Genomic DNA, 15,157 nt, shown 5'->3' on the forward strand with positions numbered 1-15,157 from the left:
ACTTATGCGTACGGCAGGCAGGCAATAACCAGACCCAGATCGCCTTTAGACACCATGCCTTTCGGACGCAGGTGACGTTTACGCTTAGTAGACTTTTTAGTCAGAATATGACGCAGGTTCGCGTGCTTACGCTTGAAGCCGCCAGAAGCGGTCTTCTTGAAGCGCTTAGCGGCGCCACGTACAGTTTTAATCTTTGGCATTTTTACAAATATCCACTTCGCATTGTTAATAAAATGAATCAGACAGGCGAATAAAAATCCGCACAACGCAAGCGCTGCGCGGCATTATTACTTGAAGGCCTACTGTTTCTTCTTAGGAGCGAGCACCATGATCATCTGACGACCTTCGATCTTCGAAGGGAAGGATTCGACAATCGCCAGATCCATGTCTTCACACAGATCTTTACGGACGCGGTTAAGCACTTCCATACCGATCTGCTGGTGCGCCATCTCACGACCGCGGAAACGCAGCGTGATTTTGGCTTTATCACCCTCTTCCAGAAAGCGAATCAGGTTGCGTAGTTTGACCTGATAGTCGCCATCATCGGTACCAGGACGGAATTTGATTTCCTTAACCTGGATAACTTTCTGCTTCTTCTTCTGTTCCTTAGAAGACTTGCTTTTTTCATAAAGGAACTTGCCGTAATCCATGATACGGCAAACCGGCGGTTCGGCGTTCGGGCTGATTTCAACTAAATCTACGCCGGCTTCTTCAGCTTTCTCAATGGCTTCACGCAGGGTGACAATGCCAAGTTGCTCGCCGTCTACGCCAGTTAAGCGCACTTCGGTGGCACGGATTTCGCCGTTGATACGGTTCGGACGTGTTGGTTGTACTCGTTTTCCGCCTTTAATAACCTGTTTCCTCTAATTGGTGAAGATGTCGGCTGCGAATCTCTTGTTGCAGCTTCTCAACAAACACATCTACGTCCATGCTCCCAAGGTCTTTACCACGGCGGGTGCGCACGGCAACTTTGCCTGCTTCCACCTCTTTGTCACCGCAAACCAGCATATAAGGGACGCGACGTAATGTGTGCTCGCGGATTTTAAAGCCTATCTTCTCGTTTCTCAAGTCTGCTTTGACACGAATGCCAGCATTCTGCAATTTCTTCGTCAATTCACTGACGTATTCTGACTGACTGTCGGTGATATTCATCACCACAGCCTGCACCGGCGCCAGCCAACTCGGGAAGAATCCAGCGAATTCTTCGGTCAGGATGCCGATAAAGCGCTCCATTGAACCGAGAATTGCGCGATGGATCATTACCGGTGTCTGACGGTCGTTGTTTTCGCCGACAAAAGTCGCGTCCAGACGCTTCGGCAGGGAGAAGTCTAGCTGAACGGTACCACACTGCCAGGCGCGGTCGAGACAATCGTACAGGGTAAACTCAATTTTAGGGCCGTAGAAGGCACCTTCTCCCGGCTGATATTCGAATGGAATATCATTCTCTTTCAGCGCTTCTGCCAAATCCACTTCCGCACGATCCCACATTTCGTCGGTACCGATACGTTTTTCCGGACGGGTCGACAGCTTCACCACGATTTTTTCAAAACCGAAGGTGCTGTACATGTCGTATACCATGCGGATACAGCTGTTCACCTCATCACGTACCTGATCTTCGGTACAGAAGACGTGAGCATCATCCTGGGTAAAGCCGCGCACGCGCATCAGACCATGCAAGGCACCTGATGGCTCGTTACGATGGCAGCTACCAAACTCCGCCATACGCAGCGGCAGGTCGCGGTAGGATTTCAGACCCTGATTAAAGATCTGAACGTGGCCTGGGCAGTTCATCGGCTTGATGCAATATTCACGGTTCTCTGAAGAGGTGGTGAACATGGCTTCTTTATAGTTCTCCCAGTGCCCGGTTTTCTCCCACAGCACGCGGTCCATCATGAACGGACCTTTCACTTCCTGATAGTCGTACTCTTTCAGCTTGGTACGCACAAACACTTCCAGCTCGCGGAAGATGGTCCAGCCGTCATTGTGCCAGAACACCATGCCCGGTGCTTCTTCCTGCATGTGGTAGAGATCGAGCTGCTTACCGATTTTACGGTGATCGCGCTTCGCCGCTTCTTCCAGACGCTGCAGATAGGCAGCCAACTGCTTTTTATCCGCCCAGGCCGTACCGTAAATACGCTGCAGCATTTTGTTGTCGCTGTTGCCGCGCCAGTAAGCCCCGGAGATTTTCTGCAGTTTGAAGTGATGGCAGAAACGCATATTCGGCACGTGCGGACCGCGGCACATGTCGATGTATTCTTCATGTTGATACAGGCCAGGACGATCGTCGTGGCTGATGTTCTCGTCAAGAATGGTGGTTTTGTAGCTTTCGCCACGCTCAGCAAACACGTCACGTGCTTCCTGCCAGCTCACCTTTTTCTTCACCACATCGTAGTTGGTTTCAGCCAGCTGGTGCATACGCTTTTCCAGCAGCTCAAGATCTTCCTGGGTTAAGGTATGTTCCAGGTCAACGTCATAATAGAAACCGTTATCAATCACCGGGCCGATCGCCATTTTGGTGTTTGGCCACAGCTGCTTAATCGCATGCCCTAACAGGTGCGCGCAAGAGTGACGAATGATTTCTAAACCGGCGTCGTCTTTAGCGGTAATAATCGCGACCTGAGCGTCCTCGGTGATCGGATCAACCGCATCAACCAATTCGCCATTCACGCGACCCGCGATGCAGGCTTTCGCCAAACCCGGTCCAATATCCAACGCAATATCCATCACGCTGACCGGACGGTCAAAGCTGCGCTGGCTGCCATCAGGAAGAGTAATTACTGGCATTTCATATCCTTAATTGCAGTGGTAAGCCACACGAAAGCCTACATGCAAAAATGAGTTTCATAGTGTGTAACCCGGCGTGATGTCAGACCCACGTTGTCGGAATGACGCCAGGAATGTAAAGCGGCGATGATAATAGCAGCTTTCGCCGCCGATCAAAACCCGTGCAGAGATTCGCTAAGCTAAAGAGAAATAAAAAAAACCGCTGCGAGGCACAGGCCTGGCAGCGGTGATTCACATCCGTCTCGCTTACATTGAGTATGAGAGCTGGATCGTGGTTTTGGTATCGGTACGATCCGGCGCAGATTCTGGCGGATTATTGTTCCAGGTCACGTTGTAGCCCAGCTTCAGCGCGAAATGGGCATTGATGGCCACCTGCAGCGCGGTTTCTGAGTTCAGCGTGGTGTCTTCACCGAAGCTGCTCAGCACAGAAACACCCTGGATAAATTTGGTGGTATCAGTCAGCTGCCATTGATAGCTCACTGCACCATAACCCAATGCTTTGGTTTCATGGCCGCCATCATGGAAATCGTCGTAACGCACACCCGGACCGAATTCAGCACGCAGTGAGTGAACCGGGCCGCTGAGGATCTGACGACCGTAACCGGCGGTCAGCACATCGCGTGAGTCATAACCGTTGAAACGGTCGCTTAGCCAGCTTGCCTGGCCAAACAGGTAATCAGCGCTATTGAGGTTATAGCGGCTACGGCCACCGATATTGTAAGTCTCAGATGAACGCTCATCGTTTGAGGAGTTGTTTGCGGCGTTGCCCCATAGACTCAATGCGGTATTGGTTTGATACCACGTCATATTGGTAGACGCACTCAGCGAAGAACTGGTGGTGTTTCCAGTTTGAGCCAGGTAACCCGCTGACGCGCTGCCTTCAAACGGCTTTTTCGCCGTTGCAGGGTCATCCATGGAGGTGAAAACGGCGTTATCTGCAAAGGCCTGGTGACAAAATGCTCCAGCAGAGAGCAATAAAACAGCGGACAGCTTGTTAAAGGCTTTCATTAAAAGTAATCCGTACGACAGTTTAAAAAACGAAGAGTCTGAAGCGTTTCTCCGGCCAATCAATGCAATTTACCGTAAGTTTTGTAAAAAAGTATGTATCCGCATAAAAAACCAGGAAAGCCGCTGGACCGCTCTTTTAATGGGACTTTTCCCATTTTCGCTGCGCATTATAGGGGGCAAATACTCAAATAGCAGCCTGAAGGCCACAAGATTTTTCTGAACTCTTTTGACAAAGCTTTACCTGCTATTTTCACTAATGAATTGGCTAAAATTCGCTCTATACAGCGCGCTGGTCTACGCTGAAATCTGTTCGATAACAATGAGGTGAATAATGAGTGACCATGATGTCAAACGTTACATTGTCACGTTGAAATATCAGGAAAGTGGACTCAGCGACGTGCAGTCAGTGAACAGCGCCATGATCAATGGCGGATACAGCACCACCTTAAGCGATGATGAAGGTCATCCACATGAGTTGGGCACCAATAGCTTCGGCATTGTCAGCGCGTTAGAGGAGCATGAAATAGCAGAGCAAGCCGCGGGATATGCCCAAATCGCGCTCGATCATAAACCTGAAGTCACCGTCATCACGTTAGAGGCGTTTCTGAAACAACAATCCTGACGCAGTGCAAAAAACGGCATCGACGCCAGGTTTGCTCAGGTTTTGCGCGTTACAATCGAACTCACGCAGCGAACAAAGAGGATTACCCGATGTGGTCAGCCATTAGTCGTCTGTTAAGCGAGTACGCCGGTGATGCCGAAATCACCGACCGTCAGGAACTTCCCGGTGGCGATGTCCATCCCGCCTGGCGCATCCGCTATGGCGAGTTGGATGTGTTCGTCAAATGTAACACCCGCGATATGCTCACCTTGTTCAGTTGGGAAGCCGATCAACTCGACCTGCTGGCGCGCACGCAAACCGTTCGCGTCCCGAAAGTTTATGGCGTTGGCAATGATCGTGATACCAGCTTCCTGCTGCTGGAATATATTCCGCCTCATCCCTTTACCGCACAGAGCGCTTTCCAGCTCGGCCAGCAGTTGGCGCATCTACACCAATGGAGCGAGCAACCGCAATTTGGTCTCGATTTCGACAACAACATCACCACCTCACCTCAGCCGAATAGCTGGTTACGCCGCTGGTCAGTGTTCTTCGCTGAGCAGCGCATCGGCTGGCAGCTGCAACTGGCCGCGGAAAAAGGCGTGCACTATGGCGATACCGAACTGATTGTTGATTGTGTGCAGCGCACGTTAGCCAACCACCATCCGCAACCTTCTTTATTACACGGCGATTTGTGGCCCGCCAACTGCGCCGGCAGCGCAGAGGGTCCGTGGTTGTTTGATCCCGCCTGCTATTGGGGTGATCGCGAATGCGATTTAGCGATGCTGAGTTACTACGCCGATTTGCCGCGCCAGATCTATGATGGCTACCAGGCGATTTGGCCACTGGAAGACGGATTCTCGCAGCGTCAGCCGGTGTATCAGCTCTATTACCTGCTGAATCGCGCCAATGTTTTCGGCGGCAACTGGACGGGCGAAGCGCAGTTCGCCATCGGCCAGTTGTTAGATGAAGATGTGTTGGGCGGACGTCAGGCCAGACCGGCCTGACGTGTTACAGCATGCCGAGCAGTTTCAGCACAAAGTAGCCCGCGATAGCGATAATGATCGGCAGGATATAGAGCGGGAAAATCTGCAAGAAAATGGTGTGACGCGGGATGTGGATTTTCTCTTCCAGCTGCGCTCGCGTGCGCCCTTCACTGCCTTTGGCCTGTTCCATGATCAGCTGATCTTCAATTCCCTCTTTAATATGGCGCGACTGACGCCACATGCGCGCACCTGAAGCCTGCAGCGCAATGCCGATAAAGATCAGGATGTAGATCAGCCAAAACCCGATATTCGCGCCACCGTTAAATTCCGGCACCGGAGAGTTCTGCCAAAACACATTGAGAAACGGCGTATTGAACTTCACCATGTCGACCATGACATGCACAAAATCGAGCATCACGGCATCGATGCCCGGCTGCTTTTCACTGTGCTTAAACATAAAGCCCAGCAGCGAAATAATCGTGGATAACAATGCGGGTATAAAAATCACCCAGCCAGCCACTCGCTTAAGGATGGCGATGCGGCCAGCCTGTTGGTAAGTCATGGTGTCTCCCTGAACCAAAAATAGTTTTGCCTAAGTCTACCTGCACTACTGCAATTTTTCCTGAAAAATGCGTGGCCTGCCGCAAGTCGGCTTTATCCGGCTCTCGTGCTATGGTAAGCCAAATTTCTAAGGGAGCAGTTATATGTCATATCGTCGTCCTGTATTGGCCGCCATCTTTGATATGGATGGATTGTTGATCGACTCAGAACCGCTGTGGGATCGCGCGGAACTGGATATTTTCGCCAGCCTTGGCGTGGATATCACCCGCCGCCACGAGTTGCCCGATACACTGGGTCTGCGCATCGATCAAACCGTGCGCATGTGGTTTGAAGCGCTGCCGTGGAGCGGTCCGGATCAACAGGAAGTGACGCAACGCATCATCGCCCGCGCGCTGGCGCTGGTGGAAGAGACGCGTCCGCTGCTGCCTGGCGTGGAGCAGGCGCTGCAACTGTGCCAGCAGCAAGGTTTGAAAATCGGCCTCGCCTCCGCCTCGCCGCTGCACATGCTGGAGCGAGTGCTGGAGATGTTTGACCTGCGCAAATACTTTGATGTGCTGGCGTCCGCGGAAGCGCTGCCGTACAGCAAGCCGCATCCGCAGGTCTATCTCGACGCCGCAGCCAAACTGGGTATCGATCCGCTTAACTGCGTCACGCTGGAAGATTCTTTCAACGGCATGATCGCTACCAAAGCCGCACGCATGCGTTCAATTGTGGTGCCGGCGGCCGAGCATCGTGAAGATGCGCGTTGGGCGCTGGCCAATGTGATTCTTGATGATTTAACCCAGCTCAAACCCGAACATCTGCACGGTTAATCGCAGCCCGCTTAACGCGGGCTTTTTTATGCAACTTGATCGCGCACGCAAATAAATAAAACATCGTTTCATTTTTATTGAATTCACATCTCATCCTGCCTAAGATGCCCAAAGACCCGCATCGGGACCACTTCCTTTGACTCTTGAGAGGCCTGAGATGGACATTCGTCAAAGCATTCATAGCGAGCATGCCAAAACCCTGGACACGGACGGCTTACGCCGTGAGTTTCTGATCGACAAGATTTTCGACGCCGACAATTACACCCTCACTTACAGCCATATCGATCGCATCATTATCGGCGGTGTGATGCCGGTGCAGAAACCGGTGACTATCGGCCATGAAGTAGGTAAGCAGCTGGGCGTAAGTTACTTTCTCGAACGCCGCGAACTCGGCGTAATCAACATCGGCGGACCCGGGGTGATTGAAGTGGATGGCAAAACCTGGGAGATTGGTCAGCAGGAAGCGTTGTATGTCGGACAAGGCGCGCAGAGCGTGGTTTTCCGCAGCAGCGATGCCAGCCGCCCGGCGAAGTTTTACTACAATAGCGCGCCGGCACACACCCATTATCCAGACAAAAAAATCACCCTCGACGAGGCAGTGAAAGCCACGCTCGGCGACGCGGCCACCTCGAACCGCCGCACCATTAACAAATTCATCGTGCCCGACGTGTTGCCAACCTGCCAGTTAACCATGGGATTAACCCGCCTTGATGACGGCAACTTGTGGAACACCATGCCGTGTCACACCCACGAACGTCGCATGGAAGTCTATTTCTATTTCGATATGGCCGACGACAGCGCCGTGTTCCACATGATGGGCCAGCCGCAGGAGACGCGTCATCTATTGGTCCATAACGAGCAAGCGGTGATTTCACCGAGCTGGTCGATTCATGCGGGCGTGGGAACGCAGCGCTATACCTTTATCTGGGGCATGGTGGGCGAAAACCAGGTATTTGATGACATGGACCACGTCAACATCAGCGCACTGCGCTAACAAGGAGCGAATCATGATACTCAACGCATTTAATCTTGCAGGCAAAATCGCGCTGGTCACCGGCTGCAATACCGGTTTAGGACAAGGTATGGCGCTGGGTCTGGCGCAGGCGGGATGTGACATTATTGGCGTTAACCGCGCCGGACCGGATGATACGCAGGCCAAAGTTGAGGCGTTAGGCCGCCGTTTTTGGTCAATTCAGGCCGATCTGACCAAGCCATCCATCGTGCCGCAAATTGTTGAACAGGCGGTGGCGCTTGCCGGTCGCATTGATATCCTGGTGAATAACGCCGGCATCATTCGTCGCGAAGATGCACTCAACTTCAGCGAGCAGGATTGGGATGATGTGATGAACATCAACAGCAAAAGTCTGTTCTTCCTGTCACAGCAGGTCGCCCGGCAGTTTATCGCGCAAGGTAATGGCGGCAAGATCATCAATATCGCCTCGATGCTGTCGTTCCAGGGCGGCATTCGCGTGCCTTCTTATACCGCATCAAAAAGCGCAGTGATGGGGTTAACCCGTTTGATGGCCAACGAATGGGCGAAGCACGGCATCAATGTTAACGCCATTGCACCGGGCTACATGGCCACCAATAACACGGAACAGCTGCGCAGCGATGAGTCACGCAACGAGGAGATTTTAGGCCGCATTCCATCAGGTCGCTGGGGCATCCCGGACGACATGATGGGCCCGATTGTGTTCCTCGCCTCCGGCGCCTCCGACTATGTGCAAGGTTATACGTTGGCCGTCGACGGCGGATGGTTAGCGCGCTAGGCTAACCCGTTCTTTTCCCGCGTCATTGTGACGCGGGAAAGTGAAAAATATTAACGCTTCGTTACAGCGTCACCATTCTCATTCACTGGATAAATCCCTATACTGGATGCATCGACAGTTTTATGCAGCCAGGTTTCATCATGACGGCCGAAGGCCATATCATTTTTGCCATTGCCAGCGCCATTTTTGCCAAGCGCGCGGAGCTGACGCCAGTATTGGCCAGCGCCGACTGGTGGCATTTAGTGCCTGCTGCGCTGTTAACCTGCCTGCTGCCCGATATCGATCACCCTAAATCCGTGCTTGGCCAGCGCTTAAGGTGGCTATCGCATCCCATCGCCCGCATCTTTGGTCATCGCGGTTTTACCCACAGTTTGCTGGCGGTGGCGGTGAGTTTGTGGCTATTCCAGATCAATGTGCCCGCCGACTGGTTTCTTCCCGCCGACGTGCTGCAAGGCATGACGCTCGGCTATCTCAGCCATATTGTCGCCGATATGCTCACGCCCGCCGGCGTGCCGCTGCTGTGGCCCTGCCGCTGGCGCTTCCGTTTGCCCATCCTGAATAGTCAAAAAGGTAACCAGCTGGAGCGCGCACTTTGTCTGGCGCTGGTCGGTTATGCGTTGTGGTTCCCGCCCGGCATGCCCTCTTTTGGTGCCAACGGCTGGCCGGAGCAACTGTTCAATACGCTACAAAATGGCGTCGGTCGGTTGGTTAATGGTCAAAACGGTCAATAAGAAGTCGAATCAAGCGTTAAAGTTATAAAGCATTCTTTTTGGGTATAAGCCCGCCCCACGCTGAACTGATAACATTCCAAATATTCCCTAACGGGGACTTACTGTTTTTCGTGCCATCCCAGGATGGCGTGTCACACTCTGGAGTTGAGCATGGATTTTCCCCTCATTATTAATATCGTGGCGTTTATCGCACTCCTGATTCTGCTGAATCGGATTGGCAACCAAAGCTGGAGCCTGTCCAAACGCGTGCTGACCGGTTTGGTTTTCGGTGTGGCCTTTGGTCTGGCGCTGCAAACCATCTATGGCGAAAACAGCCCAACCGTGAAAGCGTCGATTGGCTGGTTCAATATCGTCGGTAACGGCTACGTGCAATTGTTGCAGATGATCGTGATGCCGCTGGTGTTCGCCTCGATCCTGAGCGCGGTCGCACGTCTGCACAATGCCTCATCGCTGGGTAAAATCAGCGTGCTGACCATTGGCGTACTGCTGTTTACCACCGCGATTTCCGCGCTGGTCGGCGTGCTGGTGACCGGCCTGTTTGGCCTGAGCGCTGAAGGTCTGGTGCAAGGTGCGCAGGAAACCGCGCGTCTGAGCGCGATTCAGAGCAACTACGTGGGCAAAGTGGCTGATCTCAGCACGCCACAGCTGCTGCTCTCCTTCATTCCGAAAAACCCGTTTGCCGATCTGGCGGGCGCCAATCCCACCTCGATCATCAGCGTAGTGATTTTCGCCGCCTTCCTCGGTGTGGCGGCGCTGCAACTGCTGAAAGATGACAAGGTAAAAGGCGAGCGCGTGCTGGTAGCGATCGATACCCTGCAATCCTGGGTCATGAAGCTGGTGCGTTTGATCATGAAGCTGACGCCGTACGGTGTGCTGGCGCTGATGACCAAAGTAGTAGCCGGTTCCAACCTGCAGGACATCATCAAGCTGGGTGGCTTTGTGGTGGCCTCTTATCTCGGTCTGGCGATCATGTTTGCCGTACACGCGCTGCTGCTGTCGGTTAACGGCATCAATCCAATGCGCTTCTTCCGTAAAGTATGGCCGGTGATCACCTTCGCCTTCACCAGCCGTTCCAGCGCCGCCAGTATTCCACTGAATGTGGAGACTCAAACGCGTCGCCTGGGCGTGCCAGAATCGATCGCCAGCTTCTCGGCGTCATTTGGTGCCACCATCGGCCAGAACGGCTGTGCCGGTCTCTATCCCACCATGCTGGCGGTGATGGTTGCGCCAACCGTGGGCATCAACCCGTTTGATCCAATGTGGATTGCAACGCTGGTAGGTATCGTGACGCTGAGTTCTGCCGGTGTGGCTGGCGTCGGCGGCGGTGCCACCTTCGCCGCGCTGATCGTGCTGCCGGCAATGGGCCTGCCGGTCACGCTGGTCGCGCTGCTGATCTCCATCGAACCGCTGATCGATATGGGGCGTACCGCGCTCAACGTTAATGGTTCAATGACCGCTGGTTCACTCACCAGCCGCTGGCTCGGATTGACCGACAAGAAAGTGCTGGAGAGCGACGAGCACGCCGAACTGGCACACCGCTAAATTGATGAGTTGCAACAACGGCAGATCGCAAGGTCTGCCGTTTTTTTATGCCTGCGCGATATGCTCCATAAGGTCGCCGTTTATGACGGCCTTCCCCGCTTTCCTCCCCAATTCAACCCAATCATGGCGCTAGCGTCAGGAAAGCGTTAAGCATGGTAAACAGAGGAAAAATCAGCCGCTTTTCGCTTGAGTTTTCGCTTAGTAAAGCCAATTCTGCTGTTAATCACAGCAGGAGAATCACCGATGAAAACAGTTATCGCCTCGGTGCTGGCGTTAACCTTATTAACACCAGCCATCAGTTTTGCCCATCCCGGCGGTTGGGGCCCCGGCCCAGGCCCGCATTGGGGTGGAGGTCCACGTTGGGGCGGTCCCGGCCCGCTGCGTTTCCTACCCGAAGCAGCAACCGCCGTTTTGCTGGGCGGTCTGACCTATTACATGCTGAACGGTAACTACTATCAGCGTCAGGGCGACACCTATGTGGTGGTGCAGCCGCCTGAAGCCCCGCCGGGCGGCGGTATGCGCGTGCTGGATTTCAACGGCAAGCGTTATTACGTGCAGGAAGGTCATTACTACCAGCGCGAGATCGGCGGCGAGTATATCGAAGTGCCGCGTCCTTACGGTTTATAAGCGCCACAACGAAAAACGGCCCGTCAATGACGGGCCGTTTCTTATTCTGCTGCGATTACTGAGCCGCTTGCGGATCGGTATCGTAGTCTTTACAGCTCTGGAAACCGTAGTTCATGACGCGACCGGTATCGTTATAGCTCACGAAGTAGGTCTGCGGTTTGCCGTCGCGCTCGCCAATCACGTAAGTCTGGCAAGTGCCGCGGGCGTGAACCATGGTAATTTCAGTAGACGCTGGGCCGGCAATCTGACGAACCTGATCGCGCGTCATGCCTTTCTTAACATCCTTCACTACCGGCTTGGTTACGTAGCTTTCGGCTTTGTCATAAGTCGTACAACCAGACAGGGCTGCCAGCGTCATAGCGGCAGCGATACATCCCATCACTTTATTCATGTTGTTGTTCCTCGTTTTTTTGTCCGTGTGAAATTAGCCTGGAACATAAATCCAGATTTATCAACTTTATGGGATAAATTTAGCTAAATTCCGAAGCGTTAGGATTTGGTAAAAATGCTGTGTTGATGCGCTACGGTTCGTATAATCACCCGCGAAAAAATACCTATAGCAATGAATAAAGACAGAGGATTAATGACACCTGCACCTTCTCATCGGCTGGTTTATGCCATCACGCTGGGCCTGCTCGCTGCGCTCGGGCCACTTTGTATCGACCTTTACCTGCCGGCGCTGCCGGAGCTGGCGCGCGATCTGCACACCGAAACCGCCACGGCGCAGCTGAGCCTCACCGCTGGCTTGCTGGGTTTGGGTGCGGGTCAATTGCTGTTTGGGCCAATGAGCGACAAGTTTGGTCGCCTCCGTCCGCTGCTGTTATCGCTGGTGCTGCTGTTTATTGCCTCGATTGGCTGTGCGCTGGCAAAAGACATCCACTCGCTGCTGGTGGCGCGTCTGTTTGAAGGTTTGGCAGGCGCCGGCGGCGCGGTGCTGTCGCGTGCCATTGCCCGAGATATGTACAGCGGCCATGAGCTGACGCGTTTCTTTGCACTGCTGATGCTGGTCAACGGTTTAGCGCCGATTGGTGCGCCGGTGCTGGGCGGCGCGTTGATGACGGTGCTTAACTGGCGCGGCATTTTCGTGGTGCTCGGCTGCATTGCCGTCCTGCTGATCTTCCTTGCCCGCTGGAAATTGCACGAAACTTTACCACCAGCGCGCCGCAGTCAGGGCTCGATTTTTTCCGCCTGGGCGGCGCTCGGCCAGGTCGTCACACATCGGCAGTTTATGGGCTTCTGCCTGACGCAAGGTTTTATGATGTCCGGCATGTTTGCCTATATCGGCGCCTCACCGTTTGTATTGCAACAGCTGTACGGCCTGACGCCGCAAGCCTTTAGCTTCTGCTTCGCTGCCAACGGCTTCGGCCTGATTATTGCATCACAAACCAGTGCACGCCTCTGTCCGCTGTGGGGAGAATATCGCGTACTGAAAGGTGGCCTGACGCTGGCGTTTGTTGCGTCGAGCTGCTTGCTGCTGGCGGGACTTACCGGCGCAGCGCTGCCAGTTCTGCTGGTCGCGCTGTTCTTCACCATCGCCAGTAATGGCGTGATCGCCACCACCGCTTCTTCGCTGGCGATGCAGAGCCAGGGCCAGCGCGCGGGCAGCGCCTCGGCGGTGATTGGCGTCGGCATGTTCACCTTTGGTGCCATCAGCGTACCCATTACCGGCCTGGGCGGCACCTCGGTCGCGAGCATGACCGGCACCATCTTTGGCTGCTTTATGCTGGCGATTGTGTCGTTCAATCTGCTGGTGCAGAAGGCAAAAAACGTCTGATTTGCCAGCAAATAATCTGAACAACCAGCCGTGCGGCTTGTTGTTTGTGGGGAGAGGCGTTAGCTTTAGCAGATGATTCGCATTGTGCCGTCAGGCTACTGACTTGAGGAGAGGTTCATGTCACTGCAACAGGAAATCATTGAAGCCCTTGGTGTAAAACCGGTTATCGACCCGCAGCAGGAGATCCGCGTCAGCGTTGATTTTCTGAAGTCTTACCTGAAAGCCCATCCCTTTTTGAAAACGCTGGTACTCGGCATCAGCGGCGGCCAGGATTCGACACTGACCGGCATTTTGTCGCAAACCGCGATTCGCGAACTGCGTGAAGAGAGCGGCGATAACGATTACACCTTTATTGCCGTGCGTTTGCCGTATGGCGTGCAGGCCGATGAGCAGGATTGTCAGGATGCGCTGGCATTTATCCAACCCGATCGCACGCTGGTGGTAAACATCAAAGAAGCGATCCTGGCCAGCGAACGTGCGTTGAAAGATGCGGGTATTACGGTGTCGGATTTCGTGCGCGGCAATGAAAAAGCGCGTGAGCGCATGAAAGCGCAGTACAGCATCGCCGGCATGACCAAAGGCGTGGTGGTCGGTACTGACCATGCGGCAGAGGCAATCACTGGATTCTTCACCAAGTACGGTGACGGCGGCAGCGACATCAACCCGATCTTCCGCCTGCATAAAGGCCAGGGCAAACAGCTGCTGAAAACGCTGGGCTGCCCGGAACACCTCTATCTCAAGCATCCCACCGCCGATTTGGAAGATGATCGTCCTGGCTTGCAGGATGAAGTGGCGCTCGGCGTGACTTATCAGCAAATCGATGCCTATCTGGAAGGCAAGACCATCGATGCCGCCGCAGCAAAAACCATCGAAGGCTGGTATCTGAAAACTGAGCACAAACGTCGTCCACCGATCACCGTGTTCGACGACTTCTGGAAGAAGTAAGTGCATGGCGTTTCCCGCCGTCCGGGCGGGAAACTTTCTCATCGCCGCTGACTGGCGAGAAAAAGCACAGTTTGATACACTGGATGGACAACCAGTAATTGGAGTGTGCTTTGGTCAGACGTGCAGCCAGCCACCGCCTCGATTTCGATGCGGCAGCCATCTATCAATATCCCGAACATCTACGTCAGTGGCTGGAAGGTTTACCCAACCAGCCGGGCGTCTATACCTTTCACGGTGAAAGCGAAAATCTGCCGCTGTATATCGGCAAAAGCGTCAACCTGCGCAGTCGGGTGATGGCGCATTTCCGGGCGCCGGATGAAGCCAAAATGCTGCGTCAGGCGCGGCGCGTCACCTGGATCCCGACCGCTGGCGATGTCGGCGCTCAGCTGCTGGAAGCGCAGATGATCAAAACGCAACAGCCGCTGTTTAATAAGCGCCTGCGTAAGAACCGCCAGCTCTGTTCGCTGCAGCTGGGCGACGGTGCGCCGCAGGTGGTGTATGCAAAGGATCTCGACTTCTCCCGCTCGCCCAATCTTTATGGCCTGTTTCGCAGTCGCTTTGCCGCGCTGGAGAAGCTAAAAGCCATCGCCGATGAGCAGCGCTTGTGCCACGGCTTGCTTGGGCTGGAGTCGTTGCGTCCGGGACGCGGCTGTTTTCGCGCTGCACTAAAACGCTGCGCCGGTGCCTGCTGTGGTAACGAGTCGGTTGCTGAGCATCAGCAGCGCCTGCATGCGGCATTAGAGCAGATGCGCATTCAATGCTGGCCGTGGCAAGGCCCGGTTGGCATGGTGGAAACGGGGACAAAGATTACGCAAATCCATGTGATCGATCACTGGTTCTGGCTGGGATCGGTCAGCAGCGAGGCCGAAGCGCGCCAGCTGCAGCGCGCCTCGCACGGCTTCGATCATGACGGCTATAAAATTCTCTGCCGCCCGCTGCTTTCTGGCGTGTTCCCGCTGATCGAGCTGTAAAAACAAAACCGCCGAGGTTGCCCAAAGCATCAGATGCGATGGACAACCC

17 protein-coding genes are annotated in these 15,157 nt (G+C 54.1%); 11 read left to right on the plus strand and 6 right to left on the minus strand.

What is annotated here, in order from left to right:
* Positions 1-2: 2 nt before the first annotated feature.
* From rpmI to ACFQW4_RS11090, 4 genes are all read right to left on the minus strand, one after another.
* The gene (rpmI, locus tag ACFQW4_RS11075; RefSeq protein WP_004157374.1) at positions 3-200 is read right to left on the minus strand and encodes a 50S ribosomal protein L35; all 198 of its coding nucleotides are present in this window, start codon (positions 198-200) and stop codon (positions 3-5) included.
* 99 nt (positions 201-299) lie between these two features.
* Entirely contained in the window at positions 300-851 is a 552-nt protein-coding gene (gene infC / locus ACFQW4_RS11080; protein WP_036621995.1) for a translation initiation factor IF-3, read from the minus strand.
* The gene (thrS, locus tag ACFQW4_RS11085; RefSeq protein WP_101764575.1) at positions 847-2,784 is read right to left on the minus strand and encodes a threonine--tRNA ligase; all 1,938 of its coding nucleotides are present in this window, start codon (positions 2,782-2,784) and stop codon (positions 847-849) included. Before thrS ends, infC begins: the two co-directional genes overlap by 5 nt.
* 246 nt (positions 2,785-3,030) lie before the next feature.
* Positions 3,031-3,792 (minus strand): YdiY family protein, encoded by a 762-nt coding sequence (locus ACFQW4_RS11090; RefSeq protein ID WP_101764576.1) that lies wholly within the window; start codon positions 3,790-3,792, stop codon positions 3,031-3,033.
* 331 nt (positions 3,793-4,123) lie between these two features.
* On the opposite strand from ACFQW4_RS11090, the gene ghoS reads away from it, so the two are divergent.
* A complete protein-coding gene (gene ghoS, locus ACFQW4_RS11095) occupies positions 4,124-4,414 on the plus strand; it encodes a type V toxin-antitoxin system endoribonuclease antitoxin GhoS (RefSeq protein ID WP_377725314.1) in 291 nt (96 codons plus the stop codon).
* Between the two features lie 89 nt (positions 4,415-4,503).
* Positions 4,504-5,397 carry a fructosamine kinase family protein gene (locus ACFQW4_RS11100; RefSeq protein ID WP_377725316.1) on the plus strand — a complete coding sequence of 298 codons (894 nt, stop codon included), beginning with the start codon at positions 4,504-4,506 and terminating at the stop codon, positions 5,395-5,397.
* 4 nt (positions 5,398-5,401) lie between these two features.
* Here the strand turns inward: ACFQW4_RS11100 and ACFQW4_RS11105 are convergent, their stop codons facing one another.
* The gene (locus ACFQW4_RS11105; protein WP_222210521.1) at positions 5,402-5,938 is read right to left on the minus strand and encodes a YniB family protein; all 537 of its coding nucleotides are present in this window, start codon (positions 5,936-5,938) and stop codon (positions 5,402-5,404) included.
* Between the two features lie 142 nt (positions 5,939-6,080).
* Here ACFQW4_RS11105 and hxpB point away from each other — a divergent pair, with 142 nt between their 5' ends.
* From hxpB to ACFQW4_RS11135, 6 genes are all read left to right on the plus strand, one after another.
* A complete protein-coding gene (gene hxpB / locus ACFQW4_RS11110; protein ID WP_101764580.1) occupies positions 6,081-6,749 on the plus strand; it encodes a hexitol phosphatase HxpB in 669 nt (222 codons plus the stop codon).
* Between the two features lie 157 nt (positions 6,750-6,906).
* Entirely contained in the window at positions 6,907-7,743 is an 837-nt protein-coding gene (gene kduI / locus ACFQW4_RS11115) for a 5-dehydro-4-deoxy-D-glucuronate isomerase (protein ID WP_377725319.1), read from the plus strand.
* A 13-nt stretch (positions 7,744-7,756) separates the two neighbouring features.
* Positions 7,757-8,518, plus strand: a complete 762-nt coding sequence (gene kduD, locus ACFQW4_RS11120; protein ID WP_271459877.1) for a 2-dehydro-3-deoxy-D-gluconate 5-dehydrogenase KduD — start codon at positions 7,757-7,759, stop codon at positions 8,516-8,518.
* A gap of 140 nt (positions 8,519-8,658) precedes the next feature.
* Entirely contained in the window at positions 8,659-9,249 is a 591-nt protein-coding gene (locus ACFQW4_RS11125; protein WP_110866437.1) for a metal-dependent hydrolase, read from the plus strand.
* A gap of 150 nt (positions 9,250-9,399) precedes the next feature.
* A complete protein-coding gene (locus ACFQW4_RS11130) occupies positions 9,400-10,791 on the plus strand; it encodes an L-cystine transporter (RefSeq protein WP_008102914.1) in 1,392 nt (463 codons plus the stop codon).
* A 243-nt stretch (positions 10,792-11,034) separates the two neighbouring features.
* Complete coding sequence (locus ACFQW4_RS11135; RefSeq protein WP_101764583.1) at positions 11,035-11,418, plus strand: DUF6515 family protein; 384 nt, start codon at positions 11,035-11,037, stop codon at positions 11,416-11,418.
* 55 nt (positions 11,419-11,473) lie between these two features.
* On the opposite strand, the gene osmE is transcribed toward ACFQW4_RS11135, so the two are convergent.
* Positions 11,474-11,809, minus strand: coding sequence for an osmotically-inducible lipoprotein OsmE (gene osmE / locus ACFQW4_RS11140; RefSeq protein ID WP_007892614.1), 336 nt, complete (start codon positions 11,807-11,809; stop codon positions 11,474-11,476).
* A 192-nt stretch (positions 11,810-12,001) separates the two neighbouring features.
* Between osmE and ACFQW4_RS11145 the strand changes: the two genes are divergently transcribed.
* The 3 genes from ACFQW4_RS11145 (at position 12,002) to cho (ending at position 15,108) form a co-directional block, all read left to right on the plus strand.
* Positions 12,002-13,192, plus strand: coding sequence for a multidrug effflux MFS transporter (locus ACFQW4_RS11145; RefSeq protein ID WP_377725323.1), 1,191 nt, complete (start codon positions 12,002-12,004; stop codon positions 13,190-13,192).
* A gap of 117 nt (positions 13,193-13,309) precedes the next feature.
* Positions 13,310-14,137, plus strand: coding sequence for an ammonia-dependent NAD(+) synthetase (gene nadE / locus ACFQW4_RS11150; protein WP_101764585.1), 828 nt, complete (start codon positions 13,310-13,312; stop codon positions 14,135-14,137).
* 110 nt (positions 14,138-14,247) lie between these two features.
* Positions 14,248-15,108 (plus strand): excinuclease Cho, encoded by an 861-nt coding sequence (cho, locus tag ACFQW4_RS11155; RefSeq protein WP_377725327.1) that lies wholly within the window; start codon positions 14,248-14,250, stop codon positions 15,106-15,108.
* Positions 15,109-15,157: the final 49 nt, after the last annotated feature.

This window comes from Pantoea sp. GCM10028869 (assembly GCF_042666835.1).
Taxonomy (GTDB): Bacteria; Pseudomonadota; Gammaproteobacteria; order Enterobacterales; family Enterobacteriaceae; genus Pantoea; species Pantoea leporis.